This is a genomic window from Streptomyces sp. NPDC005195, from assembly GCF_040608315.1.
GTDB classification, from domain to species: domain Bacteria; phylum Actinomycetota; class Actinomycetes; order Streptomycetales; family Streptomycetaceae; genus Streptomyces; species Streptomyces kaempferi.
Window position 1 is genome coordinate 116,227 of sequence record NZ_JBEXHZ010000004.1, and the last position, 22,635, is coordinate 138,861.

Here is a 22,635-nt window from a genome sequence, read left to right on the forward strand (position 1 = left end):
CGGAGCAGGACGGTGGGTCCCGGCCCGTTCCGCAGGATCCCGACGACCCCGGTGCCGCCGATGCCGGTGACCGTGTCGAAGCCGGCCGTGCGGAACCGGCCGGCGAGGGCGGCGGCGGTGCGGTGCTCGCGCATCGACAGTTCCGGATGCCGGTGCAGGTCCCGGTAGAAGGCCTCGAGGGCGGGGACCGGAAGGTCGGCGGTGAGGTCCAGCGCGGTACGTGCGGCGGGAGAGTTCACGGGCTCAGGGTAGAGGCCGCCGGCGGAACGGGGGGAGTTCCGCCGGCGGCCGTTCGCGCCGTCCGCCGCGGGGGAGGACGCGGTTTCCGGACGGTCGGGTCTCGCGGGGGCGCCGACGAAGGGTGCCGTCCACAACGGGAGTTCGTCCTCGGTCCGTTGGTCCACACCTGTGGACGACGGGGGCGGTGAGGGGTGGGTGTGGCCGGCCGCTACGGTCGCGAGGAGGTGTCGCCGTACGTCGTCTCGGTGTGTCCGGAGCCCTGCTGGTGGAGGGCCGGGGCGGGATCGGCCGCCCTGGCCGGGCCCGCGTTCGCCGCCAGGACCAGCGCGGCCACGGCGATGACTGCCGCACCGAGCACTCGGAAGTAGCGCGCGGAAATACGTCGGAGCACGGCGACCTCGCAACAACAGCGGCGTATTAAGCAGGCTTAACCCGTCGCTTAACGTAGGGGCTCGGAGCACCAAAGAGCAAGGGGCGCAAGGGGAGTTGGATATTAGTCAAAAGTCGTCTCGGGTTAAGTGGACTTAATGGCATGCTTAATCCATGGCGGAGCGTGACGGCCCGGAGGTCATCGGGCGCAGGGTCCAGCAGCTGCGTACGGAACGCGGGCTGACACAGAAACAATTGGCGGAACCGGCGTACACGCCCGCCTACATCTCGACGCTGGAGGCGGGGCGGGTGCGCGCCTCGGAGCCCGCGCTGCGGCACATAGCCGAGCGGCTCGGGGTGGCGTACGAGGAGCTGGCGACCGGTCGGCCGGCCCATCTCGCGACCGGTCTGCGGCTGCGGCTCACCGACGCGCAGCGCACCCTCGCGACCGGCGAGGCCGAGGTCGCGGCGGAGCAGTACACGGTGCTTCTCGCGGAGGCGGACACGCACGGACTCGTCGCCGAGCAGGCCGCCGCGCTGCTCGGGCTCGGCGAATGCGCGCTGGAGACCGGGGACCTGGAGACCGCCCAGGAGCGGTTCGAGGCGTCGGAGCGGCGCCTCGGCGACGCGCCGCTGCCCCAGCGGGTGCCCGCCCTGCGCGGTCGTGCCGTCTCCCACTACCTCGCCGGTGAACTCCGTTACGCCTGCTACCTGTTCGAGTCCACGCTGGACGAGCTGAACCGGACCGGCATGCACGACCCGGACGCCCTGCTGCTGCTCTACACCGGCGTCATCGCGCCCTACATGGACATGGGCGCGCACGCCCGCGCCGCCCAGGCCGCCGAGTTCGCGCTCGCGCTCGCCCCGCAGGTCGGCGACCCGGCGCTCGTCGCCCGGATGCACCGCTCGGTGGCCCGCACCATGATCGCCGAGGGCCGGATGGCGGAGGCGGACGCCTCCCTCGCCAAGGCCGCCGAGCTCTACCGCCAGCTCCAGATCCGTACGGAGCTCGCCAACTGTCACTGGATGCGCGGATATCTGTACGCGCAGAACGGTGAACTGGAGCGCGCCGAGAGTGAGTTGCGCGAGGCGCAGGTCATGCTCTCGGCGAAGCGGGCCGCCCTCTACACCAGCCAGGTCAACGTCGAACTGGCGGACGTGCTGCACCGGCGCGGCAAGTCGACCGAGGCCGCCGTTCTCCTCCACGAGGTGCTCGGCGACCTCAGCCCCGAGCGCGGCGCCGTGCACTCGGCGGGCGCGCACCGGCTGCTCGGCATCATCGCCGAGGACGCCCGGGACACCGAGACCGCCGAGGAGCACTACGTCCGGGCGCTGAGCCTGCTGGAGCGGGCCGGCGCGGCGGGCGACCTGGCCGACCTCTGCCGCCTGCTCGGAGACCTCCTGCGGCGCACCGGCCGGGTGGAGGCGGCTCTCGACGCCTACCGCACGGGCCTGGGCCACCGCACGGCTCCCGGCACGACCACCCTGGGCCCGGCCCCCGCGCAGCCCCCGCTCTGACCGCCGCCGCCGCCGCGCGTACGGGGGCGGGTCCCGGGGCGCGCGGGCGGCCCCGTACGCACCCGTACCCCTCGTACGGCCTCCGCGGGGCCGTACGGCGGCGCTACGGGGCCGTACGGCGGCGCTACGGCGTCACGACGGGGAACGCGTGGTCCGGTGCGGTGGCGTACGACAGGAGGCGGTCCAGGAGGCCGGGGTCGCCGTCCGCCTCGATGCCCGCGAGGCCCCGCCCCTCCAGCACGGCGCGCAGTTCCGGCCGGGTGAGGGTCAGGGTCAGTCCCGCGTGCGGTTTCGGGACGTGGTGGACCGGCATGCCGCGGTGCGTCAGCGCGCCGTGGTGGAGGTTGACGCGGTGGCGGCGCTGTTCGTCGGTCACGACGAGGTCGAGGGTGAGGCGCTCGTGCCAGGCGCGCGGGCCGTCGATACGGACGGCGAGCGAGTCGAGGAGCATGCTCACGGTGAGCGCGGAGGTGAGTTCGGAACCCGCGGTGTCGATGGCGGTGTCGGCCGTGCCCCGGCGCAGTTCCAGGGCGGCCGTGAGGTAGTAGTTGCGCCAGGTGCCGTTCTCGGCGCCGTGCCCGAGCCGTTCGTAGACGCCGGAGAGGGTCTCGCGGGCCGCGCTGTCCGACGGGTCGGCGAAGACCAGGTGGTTGAGGAGGGTGGCGGCGAAACGGAGGTCGCCGTTGTCCGCGTACGCCCGCGCCTTCACCAGGGTCTCCGTCGGGCCGCCCGCCAGCTCCACGTACCGGGCGGCGAGTTCGGCGGGCGGGTGCTCCCAGAGGTGGGCGGGGTTCCCGTCGTACCAGCCCATGTACCGCTGGTAGACGGCCTTGACGTTGTGGCTGAGGGAGCCGTAGTAGCCGCGTGCGTGCCAGGACCGCTCCAGGGCGGGCGGCAGCCGCAGCTCCTCGGCGATCTCGGGGCCGGTCAGGCCGTTGTTCAGGAGGCGCAGGGTCTGGTCGTGCAGGTAGGCGTACAGGTCCCGCTGCTCGCCGAGGAACCGGACGACGTTCTCGCGCCCCCAGGTCGGCCAGTTGTGGGAGGCGAACGCGACGTCGTAGGTGTCGGCGAACAGGTCGACGGTCTCGTCGAGGTAGCGGGCCCAGACGCGCGCGTCGCGGACCGGGGCGCCACGCAGGGTGAGCACGTTGTGCAGGGTGTGACTGGCGTTCTCGGCCACGCACAGCGCGCGCGGGTCACGCAGCAGGAAGTTCATCTCGGCGGGCGCCTCAGTCCCCGGCGTGAGCTGGAAGACGAACCGCACACCGTCCACCGTCTCCTCCTGCCCGGTCCGGGTGACGTCCACGTTCGGGGCGATGAGCGTGACGGTGCCGGTGGAGGTGGTGGTGCCGAGCCCGGTGCCGATCTGGTCGCGGGGCCCCTTGGGCAGCCGGGAGCCGTGCATGAACACCGCCCGGCGCAGCATCGCGTTGCCGGCGAAGACGTTCTCGCTGACCGCGTGCTCCAGGAAGCCGGCGGGCGCGAGCACCGGCACCCCGCTGTCGCTGCCGTGCGGCAGCACACCGCGGGCGCCGCCGAAGTGGTCGACGTGCGAGTGGGTGTAGACGAGCCCGGTCACGCGGCGCGGTCCGCGGTGCTCGCGGTAGAGGGCGAGGGCTGCGGCGGCGCACTCCGCCGAGATCAGCGGGTCGATCACGACGACACCCTCACGGCCCTCGACGAGCGTCATGTTCGACAGGTCGAGTCCGCGCACCTGGTAGACACCCTCGGTGACCTCGTACAGCCCCTGACGCGCACACAGCCGCGCCTGCCGCCACAGACTGGGGTGCGCGGTCGGCGGACAGTCGTCCGCGAGGAACGCGTAGGCGTCCGCGTCATGGACGACCCGCCCCTCCGCGTCCCGGACCACGCCGGGAACCAGGGCCGCGATGAATCCGCGATCCGCGTCCTCGAAGTCGGTCAGATCCTCGAACGGCAGCTCTTCGCCCGCGGCATCCATGCCCCGACCCTCGACGACATCCTGCCCCGGGACCAGCGGGGTGGGCCGTTCGAGGGGTGGTGGGGGCCCGGGAAGGCGTCATCGGGCGGTGAGGCCGGGCGTCCGGGCCGTCGCACACCGAAAACCCGGCAACCTGCGGATGGGGCAGCCGCGGGGTGAGGTGGCCGGGTCCGGTGGTGTCAGTCGGGTCGGGTACTGCACGCGTCGCGGGTGCTGACGGCGGTGTGGGTACTGCGCAATGTGCAGGTCAGAGCCTGTCCATCCGGGTGTAGGGGCTGAGGATGCGGGCCTGGCGGGAGCCGAAGTCGACGAGCATGGCGATGCCCTCTTCGACGCCGATGATCGTGCCCAGACCGAACTGGTCGTGGGTTACGCGGTCTCCGAGGCTGAATTCCTTGGCCACGGGGACGACCGGGGCTGCGAAGGGGCTGGTGGGCAGGTGGCGCCGGGGCGCGGAGGGTTTCGTCATCGTGTAGCCAGTATGGGCTTTGTTTGGCCGATCGGAAGCCCCGGATTTCCTTCTTCGGCCGGAGAGGGGCCGACGGAGGTGCCGGTGATCTTGGCCCAGGCGCCCTCCGAGATGTGGGCGGAGAGCCCCTCGGCGGTGCCCGGCAGCGGCGCCGGGAGAGCCGGCTTCCCGCCCTTGGCCGGGTGTTCCGCGAAGAGAGCCACGGTGAGGGTGAGGTGTTCGTCGTAGGTCGTCCGCCAGAGGGTGCGCCGGCCCGCGGCGCCCGTGAGGACGGCCGGGGGACCGCCGGCCCGGCTCTGCATCAATTTGGTCAACACGTCCGCACCACCCCCCTTCGCCGACGCACTGGTGTTCGGATGAGCGCGGTAGAGGGTGCGGCCCGCGCGGGTGATCCTCACGATCGTGTACGGCTTCGCGTACGTACCGTGCGCCGCCGCGGTCGCGTACGCGGACGCCAGCCGCAGCGGGGTCGGTGCGGCGGTGCGCGTGAGGCCGGCGAGCGGAGGCGGCAGCTTCGTGCCGGAGAAGGGCTCCAGCGCCGTACCCGCCTCCACCGCGCCGTCCACCGCGTCGTTGAAGGGCTGGCGGGCGTAGTCCGCGCCGCCGTACAGGACCCGGACCGCGCCGTCGCCCGGCACCAGGGCCACCACGGCCGTGTGCAGCCGGTCGCCGCCCTTGGCGGGCGGCGCGTCGCCCGCCCGCTCCGCCGTCGCGTCCTGGGCCGTCAGGTCGAAGGTGGTACGGACCGTGTAGCCGCCGCGGGCGAGCTGGTCCTCGGTGATGCCGAGCCGGTCGGCGGCCTCGGCGGACGCCACGTCGATCAGATACTGGCGCTGGCCGTCCGTGTCGCCCGGCGGATAGAAGCGGAAGGCGGGGAAGCGGGCCCCGGCGCGCTGGGCGGCCGTGATGGCGTGGCTGTCCGCCATCGCGTCCAGCACCCAGTCCCAGCGGTCCACCAGCTTCGCCGTCACCGCGGGGTCCGAGCCGGCCTTCTCGTAGTACGAGGGGATGTTGATGACGGACGCGAGCGCCGCGCCCTGGCTCACGGTCAGGTCCTTGGCGTCGACGCCGAAGTAGTTCCGGGCGGCGGACTGGATGCCGGCCGCGCCCCGGCCGAAGTAGACCGTGTTGAGGTAGCCCGCCAGGATCTCGTCCTTCGAGCGGGTGCGGTCCAGTTTGATCGCGATCAGGGCCTCGCGCGCCTTGCGGTACAGCGACTGCTCGGGGCTGAGCAGGGCGTTCTTCACGTACTGCTGCGTGATCGTGGACCCGCCCTGCCGGCCGCCGCCGCTCACCGTCGCCCAGGCCGCCCGGGTGATCGCCTTCGGGGAGATCCCCGTGTCCGAACGGAAGGAACGGTTCTCTGCCGCGATCACCGCCTCCCGGACATGCCCCGGCACCTGCGAGAGGGGTATCTCCTGACGGTCGACGGGGCCGCGCCGGCCCAGGTAGTCGCCGTCGTCGTCGACGAAGACGGTGCTCTGCATCGCCGTCTCGGGGTGCGGCTCGGGGATGACCGTGAGGTGGTACGCGACGAGGACCGCGGTGACGAGGTGGGCGAGGACGGTGAGCAGGACGACCAGCGCGCGGCGCAGACGGCGACCGCGGGTGCGGCGGACGCGGATACGGCGGACGGCCATACGGCGCCGCAGACCGGCCCGGAGCCTGCGACGGCCCCGGGGACCACGGGTCCGCCCGGGGCGGCTCGGGTCCGTGATCCTGACGTTCTCGCCGTATCCGACGTTCCCGCCGCTCACGTCGCGAACTCCATGGTCGCGATCACTCTGCCCGCGGAGTCGTACACCGTGACTCTTCTCGTCGGGCCGTCGTGGACCCGCCGTTTCATCGACGTCCCCGGCACCTCCTGCGCCTTCGGTGTCTCCTGCGTCTCCTGCGTCTTCTGCGTCTTCGGTGATTTCACCACCGCGTACCAGACACCCCAGTGCGGGCTGCCCGCGAGGGTGAGTGCCGTGCCGTCGACGTCGCCCGCCGTGGTTTCGATCCGCACGCGCGCCGCGTCCCCCTTGCCGTGGTACATGCCGGACACGAAGTAGCCGTTGGCGCAGGCGCCCTCTTCCTGGAGGGTGACGCCGGGTGTGCCGATGTCGATGCCGTCGTCCTTGACGCCGCGGAAGCGTGGTGCGGTGCTCCAGGGCGAGTTCCAGTGCCCGCCGTCCTCGGTGAGCCAGATCTTGATGCCGGACGCGATCCGCACCCGTTCCCCGGGCGTCACCACCCGCACCGTCCCCCGGGGCCCGGCGGACGGGCCCGTCACCCGCGTCGTGTCCGCTCCCGCGCGCAGCGCCACCGCGGCTGCCGGGACCATCAGCGACGCGCAGGCGAAACCCACCACGGCGGCCGCGCGGCGCCGCCGGCGCCGGCGGGCGGCCCGCTCGACGGCGGCCAGCGGGACGGGCGTGGGAGTCACGTCGCACGTGGCCTCGGCGAATATCTCGCGCAGCCGCTGGGCCTCGGCCGACATGGCTGCGGACCTGCGATGACGTTTCATGGACGGGCTCCGGGGACGGGGTGGCGAGGAACGAAGGAGGGATCGGCGCTCAGGGCCTCGAGACCGCGCCGTGCGAGTGTCCGGACCGCACCGGCGGAGCAGCCGAGCAGCTGGGCGGTCTCGGCCTCGCTCAGGCCGTCGCCGTAGCGCAGCACGAGTACGGCGCGCTGCCGCGCCGAGAGGGCCGTGAGGACCCCGAGGGCCGCGAGCGCCGCGGGAGCCCGGCCGGGAGCGGGCCGCCGCGGCCACGCGGGCAGGAAGGGAGCCGGCAGACGCGTGACCCGTCTCCTGCGGGTACGGCCGAGGTGGTGCTCGACCAGGGCGCGCCGTACGTGGAAGGCGACGTCGTTGCGCGGGATGCGCCGCCAGCGGGTGCGGACCCGGGCCAGCGTGGCCAGGACGAGATCCTCGGCCTCCTGGAGATCGCCGGTGAGCAGGTGCGCGGTGCGGACCAGACGGGGCCAGGCCGCGGTGGCGTACGTCGTGAAGTCGCCTCCACGGCCGGACACGGCCGGGAAGCCGGGTTCACCGTCGGGTAGGGCGGACAAGGCGTCGGACAGGGCTTCGGATGAGGCGTCGGATGAGGTGTGGGGCACGGCCGGCGGTCCCTCGGAGTCGGGTACGTGGGGGAGGTGCGGTGCGGGGGAGCCGGGACCTGAACAACTCGGCTCCCCCGCCCGCGGATTCAGCGCGGCCCGAACCGGGCGTGGACCTCGTCCCCGGCGTCGTGGGCGTTCATGAGCGGACAACATCTGTGGTGACGGGGCCTTTTGGCCGATCTGTCGCCGGTCGGGGTCACTCGGGCGCGCTGCCCGCCCGTCACCGCGCCCAGCTCGCGTTCTCTTCGCCGTGGCCGACGGTCCGCGCGTTCATGAGGACCCGGGTCGCGCAGGCCCGCTGCCTCTCCGGCGGCTCGCGGTCCCCCGCCCCCGCTCCAGGAGTCCCCGACGGGCGTCGTGGCCGTCAACTGGCGCTCCAGCCACGCGCGTTCGACCGTCTGTGTCGCGCGGTCGCAAGCGACGGACACCGGCGTGCCGACGACCCCGGTCCGCCCGTCGGCGATGTCGAGGTGCGCGCGCCGCTCACCGTCGGCCCCTGCGGACATCCGGTGAGGGCGGGCGCGCACACCGTGGCCACCGGCCAACCGGCCGCGCGGCGACGGCTCCTGGCTGCGCTCGTCATCGTGTTCCCCCTGTGGTGTGTTTCGATGTGCGGCGTACGGGACCTGTACGCACGGCACGTTCCGCCGGGTTGCACGGGGCCGCGGAAATTCCGGGATCTCCGGCGGGGGCACGACCGAGGAAGCTGCGGGAGGCATGACCGAGGAAGAGTTCGACGCGTTCTACGCCGCCGCGTTCCCCCGGCTGACCGGGCAGCTCTTCGCGTTCACCGGGGACCACGGCGAGGCGCAGGACGTCGTCCAGGAGGCGTTCGTCCGCGCCTGGGACCGGCGGCGGGAATTCCTCGCCGACGGGGCGCCGGAGGCGTGGATCAGGACCGTGGCGATGCGGCTCGCGGTGAGCCGCTGGCGGCGCGCGCGCCGCTGGCTGGAGCTCGTACGCCGCACCCCGCCGCCCGAGCACGCTCCGGGGCCCGATCCCGAGCGTACGGCGCTGGTCGCCGCGCTGCGCACGCTGCCCGAGGCGCAGCGGATGGCGTTGGTCCTGCACCATCTGTGCGACCTCAGCGTCGAGCGGGTAGCCTCCGAAACCGGGGCTCCCGTGGGCACGGTCAAGGCCCGGCTGTCCCGCGGCCGGACGGCACTGGCCCGGGAACTGGCGGCGGACGAGTGGGAGGCCGCCGACAGGGGGAAGAAGGCGCACGGAGGGCGACGGGCGAACACGGCGAAGCCCTCCGCCGGCCCGGCGGCCTCCGCCGGCGGTGCCGCGGACGAGGGGAAGAGGGAGGACGACCGTGTCCGATGAACTCGCCTCCGAACTCGCCTCCGACCTGCGCGAGTTGGCCGCCTCCGGTGAGACGCCGCCGCCGGTGTCCGGGGCCGGGATCCGCCTGCGGGCGGTACGCCGTCGGCGCCGCCGCCGTACGGCCGTGACCGTGTCCGCCGCCGGTGCCTGCGCCGCGGCGGCCTTGGCGCTGCTGCTGTCCCTGAACCTCGGTGACGGCGGGACGCGGGAGCGTCCGTCCCCGGCGGCGAGTCCCACCGCCCCGCCCAGTACACCCGTCGCGGTCGGTGCCACCGTCGATCTCGCCCGCCGGGTGCTGACGGCCGCGGGCCGCGACCTGCCGGTCTCCACGGGCATGCCCGGCCGCCCCACGCCGACGGGCCGGATGACGGTCGTGGCGAAGCGGGACGTCCGGGTGGTGCCCGCCCTGGAGTTGAGCCCGAAGGACGTCTACGCGCTGAAGGTGCCCTGGGTGATCGAACTGCGCGCCGCGGACGGGACGACGAACTTCGTCGGCGCCCTCTCCACCGACCAGAAGGCCCCCGGCAACTACGACGTCACGGACGGCTGGATCGGGCTGCGGTCGGCCGACGCGCGGTGGCTGTACGAGCGGTTGGGCCTGGGCGCGGTGGTCGAGATCGGGGACATCCGGAGCGTGGGGGACACCGGGAACGGCGGGGATACCGGGAACGGCGGGGACACCGGGGACACCGGGGACACCGGGGACGCGGTCTCCGGGCCGTCCAAGGCGGCGGTGGACAGCGCTCCCCCGGCCGCCGGAAGCGCGGGCGCGCGGCCCTCGGCGGACGGCCGTCAGCCCGTCGCCACGGCCGTTCCGGCCAGGTAGGCGTCGAGGGCGCCGAACGTCGCCGCGGGCTGTTCGATGTGCGGGAGATGGCCGGCCTCGGGCACGGACACGAACCGCGCGTCGGCGAACGCCGCCGCGAGCGCCCGCCCGTACGCGGGCGTCACGATGCGGTCGCTCTCGCCCCACAGCACGAGCGCCGGGACCCGGATCCGGCCGAGGCGGTTCAGGAGCTTCGGGTCGTGCATGTACGGGTCGCCGCACAGCGTCCGCAGCGTCACCATGTTGGCCTTCTGGGCGGTGATCTGCTCCTCGGTGAGGGGGGCGGGGTTCACGGCGAAGCGGGCCGGGTCGTGGAAGGAGTACGTGCCGATCTCGCGCGGGTCGAGGGCGAAGATGTCGCGGACCGGCTCGCCCGGCACCTCCACGCCGGCGGAGTTGACGAGCACGAGACGGGTGATGCGGTCGCCGTCGTCGCGGAAGGCCATCTCGGCGGCGGTCCAGCCGCCGAGGGAGGAGCCCACGACGAGGACGTCGCGGTGGCCCTCGTCCTTGAGCCAGTGGAGGTAGGCGAGGGCGAGGTCGTCCACGCCGGTGAACCAGTCGGGGCGCTCGGTCCCGTTCCAGCCCGGGTGCGTGGGCACCACGACCCGCATGCGGGCGGCCAGATGGGCGGCGATGCCCCGCACGGTGGCCGGGCCGCCACCGCCGTGCAGGACGAGGGCGAGAGGGCCGTCCTCGGGGCCGCTCTCGGTGAGGGTGAGCGGGAGGTCGGGGCGGGTGCGGACGGTACGGGTCCTGGTCTCGGTCATGCGCCCACGTTATATACGCATGCGTATATACGCAACCGTATTCGAGGCTTAGGATCGTGGCATGAGTGGCATGACTGGTGGCACGACCGAGGAGGAGAAGCGCGTGGACGGTCACGTCGGCGGTGCGGTCGGCCTCGAAACGCTGGGGCGGGCCGTGAAGGAGGCGCAGTACCGGCATCACCGGGCGCTCGACACCCGCCTCGCGGCGGTCGGTACGACCCTCGCCCAGTGGGACGCGCTGCGCGCGATCGGCCGGTCGCCCGGTGCCTCCGCGCACGAACTCGCCGTGGCGACCTTCCAGGGCGACCAGTCCTTCGGCACGCTGGCCGGCCGGCTCGCCGCCCAGCACCTCGTCGAGCGGCGCCCCGGCCGCGGCCGCCGGATCGAGCACCACCTCACCGAGGCGGGCGAACGGATCCTGGAGGCGGGGCGAGCCGTCGCGGTCGAGGTGCTCGCCGCGTCCTTCGCGCCGCTCGACGAGGACGAACGGGTCACGCTGCTGGACCTGTTGCGCCGTCTGGGCGTGGACGGCGGGACGCTTTCATAGGATCGGGTCCATGGGAATACTCGGATTCTTCGTCCTCGTCATGATCGTCTTCGCGACCTACGCGGGGCTGGAGGGAAGACTGGGCCGCACCGACCGCAGGATCGCCCGCGTCGAGCGCAAACTCGACCTGATCCTCGGCCACCTGGGCATCCAGCAGACCGAACCGGAGCTGGAGCAGGTCGCCGCGCTCGTGCGGGACGGCAGGAAGATCCAGGCGATCAAGGAGTACCGGGAGTTCACGGGGGTGGGCCTCAAGGAGGCGAAGGACGCGGTCGACAAGATGGAGTAGCGCTCGGTGTGCCGGGTGTGCCGGGTGTGCCCGCAGCGGCTCGGTGCGCGCGTCCCGGCCGTCCCGGCCCGCGAGCCGCGGTCCGTCAGTTCGTCGGGCTGGCGGCGGGTGTCTTTCCTTCGAGAACCTGCCGCAGCCGTGAGGTGCCCTGCTGGACGGCCTGCGCGGTGGAGTCCGACTCGGCGCCGTCGAGGCCGCCGTTGGTGAGGAAGAGGGCGCTGTCGCCGACCCGTACGGCGGCGATGTCCAGGGTCAGGGTCGAGGGCCCGCCGTCCAGCTGTCCGTTCATGGTCAGCATCAGCCCCTGCCGGGCGTCCCCCTCGTCGGGCACCTGCGTCGAGACGACCTGGACGTTCTGCCGGCCGCCCTGCCCGTCGACCGCCGTGAACTCGGCGCACTTCTGCGGCAGCGTGGCCACCCACGCCAGTTGCCTGTTCAGCTCCGCCTGCCCGTACTGGGCGACCTGGTAGTGCATCTGCGCCTGGTTGTTGCCGTCGTCGAAACCGGTGACGGCCTTGGTCCCCTTCGCCGGGCCGAGCAGATCCTCGGCGTACAGGCCGTCGAGCAGCTTCTGGCAGTCGGCGGCGGCGTTCTTGTCCGTGCCGAAGCCCGCCGCGTCGACCTTGCTCTTGAGCAGGCCGTCCCGCCAGGTCGCCGCACCCGACGTCCCCGTCCACTGCGACGGCAGGTCCGCGTTGGTGATCAGCGCGGTCCTGGCCTGGGCCTCGGTGAGCGTCGCGGTGGACGACGAGGGCGTCACCTCGGCCAGCGGGGCCGCGGGGACCGTACGGCCGCCGCCACTGTTCGAGCACGCGGCCGCCGACCACAGCACGCCCACCGTCAGGGCGCAGACCAGCAGCCGGGGCACGGGGGACGGTGGCGGGACGGAGGCGGGGCGGTGCGGCGGACGGTTCACGGCGGAGGCCTCCTGACGGCGGGCGCGATGTCTGCGTCCACGCCACCACCGGGTGCGGCGCACCACCAGCGCACCGGGCCCGTCCGGGTGACCGGCCGCGCGGACGTCAGCCGGCCGGGTCGTGCGCCGGCCGCCCGGCGCCCGGCGTCGTCACCCGCACCCGGCGGCTTCCGCACCGTGTGCACAAGGCGTCGGTCAGCGGCGACCTGATCGCGACGCCGTCCTCGTCGACGTACTCCTGTGTGTGCAGGCCTGCGGCGTCCGTCGGATCGGTGAAGAACATGACCTGGAACGTCGCCTCCCAGGTGTGCCCGCAGCTCCGGCACGCGAACGCGAAGGTCTCGGACACCGCACCGGGCTCGCTCGTCATGCGCTCTCCTGCGTCGTACGGGGCCGTTCCCCTGTCGTACGAGGTACGTCCCGTCTCGGACCCGTACGAGGGGCATCCGTCGGCCGGGGCGGCCGTCGGCCGGTCTCCAGCGCACACCGGTCGCTGCGGGGCGGCAACTCGGGCGGGGCGGGGAAGGGCCGCGCGGGGGGCCGGGTGACGGACCGCGCGGGTACGGGGTGGCGTGCGGGCCGGGTGCGGGGTGGCGTGCGGCGCGATCTCTTCGGCCGCCGCCCGCGACACGCCGCCCGCGACACGCCGGGCGGGGCTCGCCCGCCGTGTCGTCACGCGGCGGGCCGCCTCGACGACGCGACCCGCCGCGGGGCCCGGCTCCGCGAGCCGTCCCTAGGGGGATGCGGCCCCGGTACGGAAGATCCGGTGCGGGAGGGCGTGGAATATCTGTCATGGCCGCGATAGAAAATTACTCGGCCGAGGGGGCAGTTCCTTATTCCCCGGAGTGCGGTGAGATAGTGCGCCGCCCTTCCGGAGCCGTGGCGTGCTACTGTCGATATCAGTTGCAGTTGTGGTTCCCAAAGTCTTGGAGCGTCTTTCCGGTCCATACCGGTCGGTCGCTTCTGAATTTCCGGTTTTATCCGGAGGGGGCAACATCGCGGCGACGCGGACCCGCACAGTGTGGGTCCTCGAGCTTTGCCCCGAAGGAGATTGACATGGCTACTGGCACCGTGAAGTGGTTCAACGCGGAAAAGGGCTTCGGCTTCATCGAGCAGGATGGCGGCGGCGCCGACGTCTTCGCCCACTACTCGAACATCGCCACCCAGGGCTTCCGTGAGCTCCAGGAAGGCCAGAAGGTGACCTTCGACGTCACGCAGGGCCAGAAGGGCCCCCAGGCGGAGAACATCGTCCCCGCCTAGTCCGGGACCCGCTGACGCCTGACTTCTGAGTCGGCCGATGCTTACAGGTGGCCGGGACCTGCACCCTGAGGTGCGGGCCCCGGCCACCTGCTTTTTTGGTTTCGTTCCCCGGCTCCGGCCCCCGGCTGGTTTCGTCCCGGATTGAATTTCCGGCGAATTTTTCTGTCCGCCGTGCCCACTATCCGGCCCGCCTCGCCCAGTTCCCGGGCCACGAAACTTCATCCCGCGGAGGCACCATGCGTTGTGTGATCGCCCGTTTCCCCTTCGACCTCATCAAGAGCGAGGTCGAGCACTCGATGGCGGGCATCGAGCCCGAGTCCGTCACCGGCGCGTCCGTGGTCGTCGGCCCGCACGCCTACCCTGTCAAGCAGGTCGGCGAGGTCATCACCAGGCAGGACCGCCGTGACTTCACCGAGGCCGAGGTGGCCCGTGCGCTCACCCGGCTCGGCTTCACGTGCCGGCCCGCCGCCGCACCGGCCCGCACCGCCGTACCCAGCTGGGCCGAACCGGCCTGAGGACTGTCCCCTGGTCCCGCGGGTCCCGTCTTCCGGCGCCCTCGCGGAGGCCGCCCGGCCCGCGCGGTCGACCGCCCCGGTGACTTCTCCCGGGGCGTTTGCGTTTCCCCGGGTTCCGAGGCCCTCCTCGCGCAGCCGCAGCGGGACAGCCCGCGGGACCTGTCGTTCGGATCACGGGGCGGGACGCCGCGCGGGGCACGGTCAAGGGCACGGTCCAGCGGGCGGGCGACGCCCGTCGGGGCCGGGGCTACACGGCCAGGACCGCGCGGACCGTCTTGCCGCCGATGCCCGTACTGACGACCTCCAGGCGGTGGGCGAGGTGCTGCACCATCGCGAGACCGCGACCGCTCTCCGCGTCGGTGTCCACCAGACCGACCCGGGGCCGGCCCGGACTGTCGTCGTGGACCTCGACGGTCACTTCGCCGCCGTGCCCCACCTGTAGACGCAGCCGGCAGCCGGTACGCCCGTGCCGGACGGCGTTGGCGACGAGTTCGGACGCGATGAGCGTGGCGTCGTCGACCTGGTCGGCGGTCGGCGGCACCGTCCGCGGACGCGGCCGGGTCAGGAACGCCGACGTCAACCTACGGGCCCTGCCTGCCGAAACGGCCGTGCGTGGCAGGGTGTACTCCACGCGGGCGGTCTGCCGGACGGCGCGCTGCTGCGCACGCATGACAACCTCACTTCCCCTCCCAGGACACCAGGTACCCGGCGGCCGGACCCCCGCCGGCCGGGCCCCGCGCGACACGGCGCGCGGCGGTCCTGCCCCCCGGTGATGCCCGCCCCGGACGATCGGCAACCGGCGATCGGGGTCACAAACCCGCCAACGGTGTACAGGAGACGGTCACTGACGTTCTCCCCGTGCGCGGAGGTGTGGGTGGGGCGATCGCGGCGAACCGGTGCCGACGACTGTCATCAGCTGTTCGTTCGCGCGAAAGTTGTTCGAGCAACTCCCGTTCCCCACATGATTCTGAAAGGGTGTGGGGATGCCGACCCTTTACAGAAGAATGCTCGGTCTGCTCCCTCGGATAGGCGTGCAGGTCCTCGATCTCGGCTCGGGCGCGGCGGTGGTCTACCGACGCGGCAGGCGCACCCGCGTGCCCGTGGGGCGCGCGGCCGATCTGATCGCCCGCGGCGGAGGACGCTACGAGGTCACCCCCGTCGGCCCGGAGAAGAAGGCCGACATGTGGGTGGTCGCCCGGGAGTCCTCGGCGCGGGGCGACGCCTGGGGAAGCGTGCCCTTCGGTGAGTCCGGTGGGCGCCTGCTGGTCGACGAGACGGCGTCGACGGCCGACGAGCGCCGCTTCCAGATCGCGGCCGCCGAGTATCTGTGCACCCAGCATGTGACCGCCCTGCTGGAGAAGTACCAAGTGAACTGCGTCTTCGACGTGGGTGCCAACGCGGGCCAGTACGGTCGTCGGCTGCGCAGGCTCGGTTACACCGGCCGCATCGTCTCCTTCGAACCCACCGCGGACGCCTTCGAGAAGCTGGAGCGGGTGGCGGAGAAGGACGACGACTGGCAGGTGTTCCACGTCGGGCTGGGGCGCGAGGACTCCGCGCAGTCCATCCACGTGGGCTGGAACACCATGAACTCCCTTCTCCCGCCCAGTGATTACGGGAAGGACCGCTACCTCCGGTTCGCGAAGACCCGTACCGAGGACATCGAGATCCGCCGGCTGGACGGGATGCTGGAGAAGGCCCTGGACGGCATCACCGACCCCCGCCCCTACCTGAAGATGGACACCCAGGGCTACGACCTGGAGGTGTTCGCCGGCGCGGGCGAGCGGATCGCGGACTTCGTCGGTATGCAGTCGGAGGTCGCTGCCCTGCGGCTCTACGAGGGCAGCCCCCGGATGCGGGAGGCGATCGCCACGTACGAGGAGGCCGGGTTCGAGATCACGGGCATGTACCCGGTGACGCGTGAGGAGACGACCGGCCGGGTCGTCGAGTTCGACTGCGTGATGGTGCGCGCCGACGCCGTGCCGGAGACCGCGTCCGCGTAACCGGCGCCGGTCTCCGCACCGGCACCGGCACCGTCGCCGTATGTCCTATGCCGGATACGCGTGTGTCTGGGCGGCTTTGACCGTCGCCCAGACCGGTGCGCCCGTGTGCAGGCCGAGTTCGGCCGCGGCGACCGTCGTCAGGTCGGCGGCCAGCGGGAGTTCACCGGTGAGGTCCACGCGGATCTGGTCGCCGTGCGTCTCCAGACCCGCGACCTCGCCCTGCCACAGGTTGCGCGCGCTGGACCCGGTCGGCCGGTCGCGGTACAGGGTGACGGCGCCGGGCGGGAAGGCCACGAAGACGGGGCCGGCCAGCTCCTCGGTGGTGGTGATCACCGGGCCCGCGTCCAGCCGGACGGTGTGGCCTTCGGCCATGCCCCGGTAGAGATTGAGGCCGACCAGCTGGGCGATGTAGTCGGTGCGCGGGTGACGGGCGATGTCCGAGGGCGTTCCCTCCTGGACCACCCGGCCGTGTTCGACGACGACCAGCCGGTCGGCCAGCACCATCGCGTCGAGCGGGTCGTGGGTGACGAGCACGGCCACGGCCTCGAACTCGGCGAGATGGCGCCGGAGTCCGGCGCGCACGTCGAGTCGGGTACGGGCGTCGAGTGCGGCGAGCGGCTCGTCGAGCAGGAGCAGCCGGGGGCGGACGGCCAGCGCGCGGGCGAGGGCGACGCGCTGTGCCTGGCCGCCGGAGAGCCGGCGCGGTTTGGCGCCGGCGTGGTCGGCCAGGCCCATCCGCTCCAGCCGGGCGGCGGCCTGCGCCCGTGCCTCCGCCTTCGGTACGCCCTGGCAGCGCGGCCCGAACGCGACGTTGTCCAGGGCCGTCAGATGCGGGAAGAGCAGATAGTCCTGGAAGACGACGCCGACCGGACGTGACTCCGGCGGCGTACGGTCCAGCCGGACGCCGTCCAGCCGGAGCCGGCCGCCTGGGGAGAGCGGGGTGAGACCGGCCAGGGCCCGGAGCGCGGTGGTCTTCCCGGCTCCGTTCGGCCCGAGGAGCGCGACCACCTCGCCGGGGGCGACGCCCAGCGTCACATCCAGGTGGAAGGCGCCGCGGTCGACGACGAGACGGGCGTCGAGACCCTCGCCGGATGCGGTGTCCCTGGCCACGGGGGTTCCTTCGGCAGGCGAGGGGTCTCGGCCCGGCGCGGGGTCCCGGCCCGGTGCGTGGCCGGTGGGGGCGGGGTCCCGGTCGGGTGCGGGATTCCCCGTCGTGGGGTTCACGCCCGTCATGACACCCCCGTCATCCAGCGGTCCCGCAGTCCGGCGAGGACCGCGACCGATACGACGAGCAGCACCAGGCTCAGCGCGATCGCCGCGTCGGGGTCGCTCTGCAGGGCCAGGTACACGGCGAGCGGCATGGTCTGCGTACGGCCGGGGAAGTTGCCCGCGAACGTGATGGTCGCGCCGAACTCGCCGAGCGCGCGGGCCCAGGCGAGGACGGCGCCCGCCGCGATGCCCGGCGCGATCAGCGGCAGGGTGACCCGGCGGAACGCGGTGAACCGGGAGGCGCCGAGCGTCGCGGCCGCCTCCTCGTACCGCGGATCGGCCGCCCGCAGCGTGCCCTCCACGCTGATGACCAGGAACGGCATCGCCACGAACGTCTCCGCGACCACCACCCCCGCCGTGGTGAACGGCAGTGTGATCCCGAACCAGGCGTCCAGCCACTGGCCGACGACACCGTTGCGCCCCAGCGCCAGGAGCAGCGCCACCCCGCCCACCACGGGCGGCAGGACGAGCGGCAGGGTCACCAGCGCGCGGACGAAGCCCCGGCCGGGGAAGTCGGTGCGCGCGAGGAGCCAGGCCAGGGGCACGCCCAGGACCAGGCTCACGCCGGTGGCCGCGGTCGCGCAGACCAGGGAGAGCCGCAGGGCCTGCCACACCTCGGTACTCGTCAGCAGGTCCGGCAGGCCGTGCCAGGGAGCCCGTACGAGCAGGGCGAGCAGCGGCAGCAGCAGAAACGCCAGACCGGCGAGGGCCGGCAGCAGCAGCGGCAGCGGCACCCCGCCCCGGACACCCGGCCGGACCCGTGATCGGACACGCGACCGGGCACCCGGCCGGACACGCGGCCGCCGGGGTCCGTCGTCGGGAGCGTCGCCCCGCGAGAGAACCTCGGCGTCCGCCTGGTCCGGCTCGGTCACGGCTGGAGGAACCCGGCCGCGGTCAGTACCTTCTGGCCCTCGGGGGACCGCACGAGCGCGATGAACTCCTTGGCCGCGGCCGCGTTGGGCGCGTCCTTGAGGAGGACGATCGGGTAGTCGTTGACGGCCTTGGCCGACTCGGGGAACTCCACACCCTCCACCTTGTCACCCGCGGCGTTCACGTCGGTCTTGTAGACGACCGCGGCGTCGGCCTCCTTCAGCTCCACCTTCGTCAGGGCGCTCTTGACGTCCTGCTCGTAGGAGACCGGGGTGAGCTTGAGGCCGACGGCGTCCAGCGCCTTCTGCGCGGCGGCGCCGCACGGCACCGTCTTGTCGCACAGCACCACCTTCAGGCCGGACTTGGCGAGGTCCTTGAGGGAGGCGACCTTGTCCGGGTTGCCGGGCAGGGTCGCGATCTCCAGCTGGTTGCGCACGAAGACGGCCGGAGTGCCGACCGCGTCGCTCTTGTCCGTCACGAGGGCCATGGTCTTGGGGCTCGCGGCGGCGAACACATCGGCCGGGGCGCCTCCGGTGATGCCGGCGGCGAGGGTGTCGCTGCCGCCGAAGTTGAAGGTCACCTTCGTGCCCGGGTGAGCCTTCTCGAAGTCCTTGCCGAGGGTCGTGAAGCTCTCCTTGAGGGAGGCGGCGGCGAACACCGTCACCGTGCCCGACACCTTGTCGGACTTCGCGGAGGAGTCCGACTTCGTGGAGCTGTCGGACTTCGTGGAGCTGTCGGAGCCGGAGGAGCAGGCGCTCAGGGCCAGCAGCGCGGCGGCGCCGACACCGGCCACCTGCAGCATCCGGCCGGTGCGGCGGGTTCGGCGCGCGGATCGGGTCATCACGGGTGTACTCCCTCGGAGGCCTCAGGCAATGCTTACGCTGATCATACTTTCGCAGATGCGAGCCATAAGTCTCCTGTCGCATCGCATGAGCCGCACGATCAAGGACCAGGTGTCCGCATGTGCGTTTGTACGGGACGGTGTTCCGGGTACGGTTTCCGGGAGGTGGTGCCCAGTGAGCCCGTCCCTGACACATCCGCCCGCCCACTCGCTCGCGTCGGTCGCCCTGACCGGCGATCTCGCCCGTCCGGCCCGGGTGACCGTGCCCGATCTGCTGGCGTGGCCCCAGCACCGGGCCCGGGTCAGCTTCGAGTGCGCCACCAGTGGCGTGCGGCACCACCGCTTCGAGGGCCCGCTGCTGCACGACGTGCTGCGTGACGCCGGTCCCGGCTTCGACCCCGCCCGCCGCAAGGACCGCCTGCGCTTCCTCATCGCGGTGGGCGGCGCGGACGGCCACCACGCGCTGCTCACCTGGGCCGAGATCGACCCCGACTTCGCCCATGCCCCGGTGCTCCTCGCGGTCGGGATCGACGGCGACCCGCTGGACCGGGCGGGCCCCCAGCTCGTGCTGCCGCAGGACCGCTGCGGTGCGCGGCACATCAGCGGCATCGACACCATCCACGTGGACGGCCGCTACGGTCCCTCCCGCCCATGGACGTGACGCGAACCCGTCTGCGACCCTGACCCGCCGGCGGTCGGCGGTCGGCGGGTCGCCGTTCGCGGGAGGTCGCGCATGCTGCTGCGTCAGCTGGAGTACCTGGTCGCGCTGGCCAGGGAGCGGCACTTCGCCCGGGCGGCGGCGGCCTGCTTCGTCTCGCAGCCCTCGCTGTCCGCCGCGGTCCGCCGCCTCGAACACGAACTGGGCGTGCCGATCGTGCGCCGGGGACGGCGGTACGAGGGGCTGACCCCGGAGGGTGACGTGGTGCTGGCCTGGGCGCACCGCATCCTCGCCGAGCGCGACGCCCTGCACCAGGAACTGTCGGCGCTGCGCGGCGGCCTGACCGGCACCCTGCGCCTGGGCATCGTGCCCACCGCCCTGCCCGCCGCCTCGCTCCTGACCACCCCGTTCTGCGAGCGCCACCCGGGCGCCCGGGTCAGCCTCGAGTCCCTGTCGTCCGCGGACATCACCCACGGGCTCGCCGAGTTCGAGCTGGACGCGGCGATGACGTATCTCGACGACGACGGGCTGCGCCACGTACGGCGCTTCCCGCTGTACGAGGAGCGGTACGTGCTGCTGACCCCGGTGGACGGCCCGCTGGCCACGGCGTCGACGGCCCGCTGGTCACGGGCGGCGGCCCTGCCGCTGTGCCTGCTCAATCCCCGGATGCGCAACCGGCGCATCATCGACGAGTGCTTCGCCGCCGACGGGGCGACCGCCGTGCCCACGATCGAGTCCGACAGCGTCGCCGGGCTGTACGCGCAGCTCCCGAACGGCCGCTGGTCCAGCGTGATCTCGCATGCGTGGCTCCACATGTTCGGCGTACCGGAGGGCATGCGGGTGGTGCCGCTCGAAGGGCCCGCGCGCGGACCGCGGGTGGGGCTCGTGGTGGCGCGGGACGACCCTCCGTCCGTGCTGGCGGAGGCCCTGCTGAAGGTGGCGCGCGAGGCGGGCGTGCGGGAGGCGCTGGACGCCCTGCTGACCAGCTACCTGGGTGGCGGCCGGAGTTGATAGCCGTCGGCTATCTCCGCATAGCGACGTTCGCTTTGACCTGCGGAATCGACCCCGAGGATGGTGAAGGGAACCTTCCGTAACCGGAGTTGAGGAGAGCCGCGTCATGGCCAAGGTGCTCTGTGTGCTGTACGACGACCCGACCGACGGATACCCGACGACGTACGCCCGCGACGATCTGCCCGCCATCGGCCACTATCCCGGCGGACAGACCACGCCCACCCCCGAGGCGACCGACTTCACGCCCGGCCGGCTGCTGGGCAGCGTGACGGGCGAACTGGGCCTGCGGCGCTTCCTGGAGGAACGCGGGCACACCCTGGTCGTCACCTCCGACAAGGACGGCGACGGCTCGGTCTTCGACCGTGAACTGCCCGACGCGGACGTGGTGATCTCGCAGCCGTTCTGGCCGGCGTACCTGACCCCCGAGCGGATCGCCGCCGCGAAGAACCTGAAGCTGGCGGTCACGGCGGGCATCGGTTCCGACCACGTCGACCTCGACGCGGCCATCGAGCACGGCGTCACCGTGGCCGAGGTGACGTACTGCAACAGCATCAGCGTCGCCGAGCACGTAGTGATGATGACGCTCTCCCTCGTCCGCAACTACCTGCCCTCGCACCAGGTCGTCCTGGACGGCGGCTGGAACATCGCGGACTGCGTCGCCCGTTCGTACGACCTCGAGGGCATGCACGTCGGTACGGTCGCCGCCGGGCGCATCGGGCTCGCGGTACTGCGGCGCCTGGCGCCCTTCGACGTGAAACTGCACTACACCGACCGGCACCGGCTGCCGGAGGCGGTCGAGCGGGAACTCGGACTGACCTTCCACCCGACCACCGCGGACATGGTGCCGCACTGCGACGTCGTCACCGTCAACGCGCCACTGCACCCGGAGACGGAGGGGCTGTTCGGGGACGAGCTGCTCGCCACGATGAAGCGCGGCGCGTATCTGATCAACACGGCGCGGGCCCTGATCGTGGACCGGGACGCCGTGGAACGGGCTTTGCGCAGCGGTCGGTTGGCCGGCTACGCGGGTGACGTCTGGTATCCGCAGCCCGCGCCGGCCGACCACCCCTGGCGCACCATGCCGCACCACGGCATGACCCCGCACATCTCCGGCTCCTCGCTCTCCGCCCAGGCCCGCTACGCGGCGGGCACTCGCGAGATCCTGGAATCGTGGCTGGAGGGCACGCGGATCCGGGACGAGTACCTGATCGTCGACGGCGGCGGGCTCGCGGGCACGGGGGCGCACTCCTATTCGACGGCGACGGCGACGGCGACGGCCGCGGACCCGACCACGGCCCCGACGACCACGTCCTGAGAACGCGGGGCCACCGCCCCCCGACGTCCCCGGTGCCTACGTGCGGTCGATGTGCACGTTGGTGGACTTCACACGGGCGGTGGCCTCCATGCCGACCTCCAGGCCGAGTTCCTCGACGGCCTCCCGGGTCAGCAGGGAGACCAGCCGGTGCGGTCCGGCCTGGATCTCCACCTGGGCCGCCACGTCACCGAGCTTGACGGCGGTGACGATGCCGGGGAACGCGTTGCGCACCGAGGTGTAGGAGGTCTCGTCCTCCCCGCCGGTCTTCGCCAGATCGACGGAGAAGGCCGCGAGATCGCGCCCGTCGATGACGCGCCGCCCGCCCTCGTCGCGTCGCGTGGTGATGCGCCCGGCGTCCGCCCACCGCCGCGCGGTGTCCGGGCTCACGCCGAGCAGCCGGGCGGCCTGGCCGATGGTGTAGGACTGCATGCGCGCCAACATAGGCACGCGATCCTTGCATCTGCAAGCAAGGCCGGCCGTACGTCGGCAGCCGTACGTCGGTACAGGTCGGGCACGTCGTGCCCCCGGGCGCCGCCGAGCGGGCCGAGCGGGCGAGCG

General features: G+C 72.7%; 24 protein-coding genes and 2 pseudogenes. 11 read left to right on the forward strand and 15 right to left on the reverse strand.

Going from position 1 to position 22,635, the window contains the following annotated elements; translation table 11 throughout:
* Together ABZV34_RS06775 and ABZV34_RS06780 are read right to left on the reverse strand one after the other, a co-directional pair.
* Window positions 1–239, reverse strand: a pseudogene (locus ABZV34_RS06775) (amidohydrolase); the annotation flags it as partial.
* A gap of 209 nt (window positions 240–448) precedes the next feature.
* Complete coding sequence (locus ABZV34_RS06780) at window positions 449–631, reverse strand: hypothetical protein (protein WP_356271992.1); 183 nt, start codon at window positions 629–631, stop codon at window positions 449–451.
* Window positions 632–783: 152 nt separating this feature from the next.
* Here ABZV34_RS06780 and ABZV34_RS06785 point away from each other — a divergent pair, with 152 nt between their 5' ends.
* Window positions 784–2,127: a helix-turn-helix transcriptional regulator gene (locus tag ABZV34_RS06785; protein WP_356271994.1), complete on the forward strand. Its 1,344-nt coding sequence runs from the start codon at window positions 784–786 to the stop codon at window positions 2,125–2,127.
* A gap of 124 nt (window positions 2,128–2,251) precedes the next feature.
* Here the strand turns inward: ABZV34_RS06785 and ABZV34_RS06790 are convergent, their stop codons facing one another.
* The 5 genes from ABZV34_RS06790 to ABZV34_RS06810 all read right to left on the reverse strand — a co-directional run bounded on the left by ABZV34_RS06790 (window position 2,252) and on the right by ABZV34_RS06810 (window position 7,661).
* Window positions 2,252–4,087, reverse strand: coding sequence for an alkyl sulfatase dimerization domain-containing protein (locus ABZV34_RS06790; protein ID WP_356271996.1), 1,836 nt, complete (start codon window positions 4,085–4,087; stop codon window positions 2,252–2,254).
* Between the two features lie 247 nt (window positions 4,088–4,334).
* Entirely contained in the window at window positions 4,335–4,556 is a 222-nt protein-coding gene (locus tag ABZV34_RS06795) for a hypothetical protein (RefSeq protein WP_054234148.1), read from the reverse strand.
* Entirely contained in the window at window positions 4,553–6,313 is a 1,761-nt protein-coding gene (locus ABZV34_RS06800; RefSeq protein WP_356271998.1) for a transglycosylase domain-containing protein, read from the reverse strand. The genes ABZV34_RS06795 and ABZV34_RS06800 overlap by 4 nt, the downstream gene beginning before the upstream one ends.
* Window positions 6,310–7,038, reverse strand: coding sequence for a hypothetical protein (locus ABZV34_RS06805; RefSeq protein ID WP_356272000.1), 729 nt, complete (start codon window positions 7,036–7,038; stop codon window positions 6,310–6,312). The genes ABZV34_RS06800 and ABZV34_RS06805 overlap by 4 nt, the downstream gene beginning before the upstream one ends.
* Before the next feature lie 23 nt (window positions 7,039–7,061).
* Complete coding sequence (locus ABZV34_RS06810; protein WP_356272002.1) at window positions 7,062–7,661, reverse strand: sigma factor-like helix-turn-helix DNA-binding protein; 600 nt, start codon at window positions 7,659–7,661, stop codon at window positions 7,062–7,064.
* A 720-nt stretch (window positions 7,662–8,381) separates the two neighbouring features.
* Here ABZV34_RS06810 and ABZV34_RS06815 point away from each other — a divergent pair.
* Both ABZV34_RS06815 and ABZV34_RS06820 read left to right on the forward strand, forming a co-directional pair.
* Window positions 8,382–8,852, forward strand: a pseudogene (locus ABZV34_RS06815) (SigE family RNA polymerase sigma factor); the annotation flags it as partial.
* 127 nt (window positions 8,853–8,979) lie between these two features.
* Window positions 8,980–9,816, forward strand: a complete 837-nt coding sequence (locus ABZV34_RS06820; protein ID WP_356272004.1) for a L,D-transpeptidase — start codon at window positions 8,980–8,982, stop codon at window positions 9,814–9,816.
* Here the strand turns inward: ABZV34_RS06820 and ABZV34_RS06825 are convergent.
* Window positions 9,783–10,586, reverse strand: coding sequence for an alpha/beta hydrolase (locus tag ABZV34_RS06825; RefSeq protein WP_356272006.1), 804 nt, complete (start codon window positions 10,584–10,586; stop codon window positions 9,783–9,785). The genes ABZV34_RS06820 and ABZV34_RS06825 overlap by 34 nt on opposite strands.
* Window positions 10,587–10,656: 70 nt before the next feature.
* On the opposite strand from ABZV34_RS06825, the gene ABZV34_RS06830 reads away from it, so the two are divergent.
* Complete coding sequence (locus ABZV34_RS06830) at window positions 10,657–11,133, forward strand: MarR family transcriptional regulator (protein WP_356272333.1); 477 nt, start codon at window positions 10,657–10,659, stop codon at window positions 11,131–11,133.
* A 10-nt stretch (window positions 11,134–11,143) separates the two neighbouring features.
* Window positions 11,144–11,422 carry a ribosomal protein L7/L12 gene (locus tag ABZV34_RS06835; protein ID WP_356272007.1) on the forward strand — a complete coding sequence of 93 codons (279 nt, stop codon included), beginning with the start codon at window positions 11,144–11,146 and terminating at the stop codon, window positions 11,420–11,422.
* Window positions 11,423–11,507: 85 nt separating this feature from the next.
* Here ABZV34_RS06835 and ABZV34_RS06840 read toward each other — a convergent pair whose 3' ends face one another.
* Both ABZV34_RS06840 and ABZV34_RS06845 read right to left on the reverse strand, forming a co-directional pair.
* Window positions 11,508–12,338, reverse strand: a complete 831-nt coding sequence (locus ABZV34_RS06840) for a hypothetical protein (protein WP_356272009.1) — start codon at window positions 12,336–12,338, stop codon at window positions 11,508–11,510.
* A gap of 106 nt (window positions 12,339–12,444) precedes the next feature.
* Complete coding sequence (locus tag ABZV34_RS06845; protein WP_356272011.1) at window positions 12,445–12,708, reverse strand: hypothetical protein; 264 nt, start codon at window positions 12,706–12,708, stop codon at window positions 12,445–12,447.
* 686 nt (window positions 12,709–13,394) lie between these two features.
* On the opposite strand from ABZV34_RS06845, the gene ABZV34_RS06850 reads away from it, so the two are divergent.
* Complete coding sequence (locus tag ABZV34_RS06850) at window positions 13,395–13,598, forward strand: cold-shock protein (protein WP_010986199.1); 204 nt, start codon at window positions 13,395–13,397, stop codon at window positions 13,596–13,598.
* A 236-nt stretch (window positions 13,599–13,834) separates the two neighbouring features.
* On the forward strand, window positions 13,835–14,113 hold the full coding sequence (locus tag ABZV34_RS06855; protein WP_356272013.1) for an SCO5918 family protein: 279 nt from the start codon (window positions 13,835–13,837) through the stop codon (window positions 14,111–14,113).
* A 247-nt stretch (window positions 14,114–14,360) separates the two neighbouring features.
* Here the strand turns inward: ABZV34_RS06855 and ABZV34_RS06860 are convergent, their stop codons facing one another.
* Window positions 14,361–14,783 carry an ATP-binding protein gene (locus ABZV34_RS06860; protein WP_248002027.1) on the reverse strand — a complete coding sequence of 141 codons (423 nt, stop codon included), beginning with the start codon at window positions 14,781–14,783 and terminating at the stop codon, window positions 14,361–14,363.
* A 313-nt stretch (window positions 14,784–15,096) separates the two neighbouring features.
* Between ABZV34_RS06860 and ABZV34_RS06865 the strand changes: the two genes are divergently transcribed.
* Window positions 15,097–16,113, forward strand: a complete 1,017-nt coding sequence (locus ABZV34_RS06865) for an FkbM family methyltransferase (protein WP_356272015.1) — start codon at window positions 15,097–15,099, stop codon at window positions 16,111–16,113.
* A 45-nt stretch (window positions 16,114–16,158) separates the two neighbouring features.
* Here the strand turns inward: ABZV34_RS06865 and ABZV34_RS06870 are convergent, their stop codons facing one another.
* The 3 genes from ABZV34_RS06870 to modA form a co-directional block, all read right to left on the reverse strand.
* Window positions 16,159–17,223 carry an ABC transporter ATP-binding protein gene (locus ABZV34_RS06870; protein ID WP_356272017.1) on the reverse strand — a complete coding sequence of 355 codons (1,065 nt, stop codon included), beginning with the start codon at window positions 17,221–17,223 and terminating at the stop codon, window positions 16,159–16,161.
* Window positions 17,224–17,342: 119 nt separating this feature from the next.
* Complete coding sequence (locus ABZV34_RS06875; RefSeq protein ID WP_356272335.1) at window positions 17,343–18,116, reverse strand: ABC transporter permease; 774 nt, start codon at window positions 18,114–18,116, stop codon at window positions 17,343–17,345.
* Window positions 18,117–18,250: 134 nt separating this feature from the next.
* Window positions 18,251–19,093, reverse strand: coding sequence for a molybdate ABC transporter substrate-binding protein (modA, locus tag ABZV34_RS06880; RefSeq protein ID WP_356272019.1), 843 nt, complete (start codon window positions 19,091–19,093; stop codon window positions 18,251–18,253).
* Window positions 19,094–19,268: 175 nt separating this feature from the next.
* Here modA and ABZV34_RS06885 point away from each other — a divergent pair, with 175 nt between their 5' ends.
* From ABZV34_RS06885 to ABZV34_RS06895, 3 genes are all read left to right on the forward strand, one after another.
* A complete protein-coding gene (locus ABZV34_RS06885; protein WP_356272021.1) occupies window positions 19,269–19,754 on the forward strand; it encodes a molybdopterin-dependent oxidoreductase in 486 nt (161 codons plus the stop codon).
* A gap of 72 nt (window positions 19,755–19,826) precedes the next feature.
* Window positions 19,827–20,762 (forward strand): LysR family transcriptional regulator, encoded by a 936-nt coding sequence (locus ABZV34_RS06890; protein ID WP_356272023.1) that lies wholly within the window; start codon window positions 19,827–19,829, stop codon window positions 20,760–20,762.
* Window positions 20,763–20,868: 106 nt separating this feature from the next.
* The gene (locus ABZV34_RS06895; RefSeq protein WP_356272025.1) at window positions 20,869–22,077 is read left to right on the forward strand and encodes an NAD-dependent formate dehydrogenase; all 1,209 of its coding nucleotides are present in this window, start codon (window positions 20,869–20,871) and stop codon (window positions 22,075–22,077) included.
* Window positions 22,078–22,113: 36 nt separating this feature from the next.
* Here ABZV34_RS06895 and ABZV34_RS06900 read toward each other — a convergent pair whose 3' ends face one another.
* On the reverse strand, window positions 22,114–22,506 hold the full coding sequence (locus ABZV34_RS06900) for a helix-turn-helix transcriptional regulator (protein ID WP_356272027.1): 393 nt from the start codon (window positions 22,504–22,506) through the stop codon (window positions 22,114–22,116).
* Window positions 22,507–22,635 lie beyond the last annotated feature (129 nt).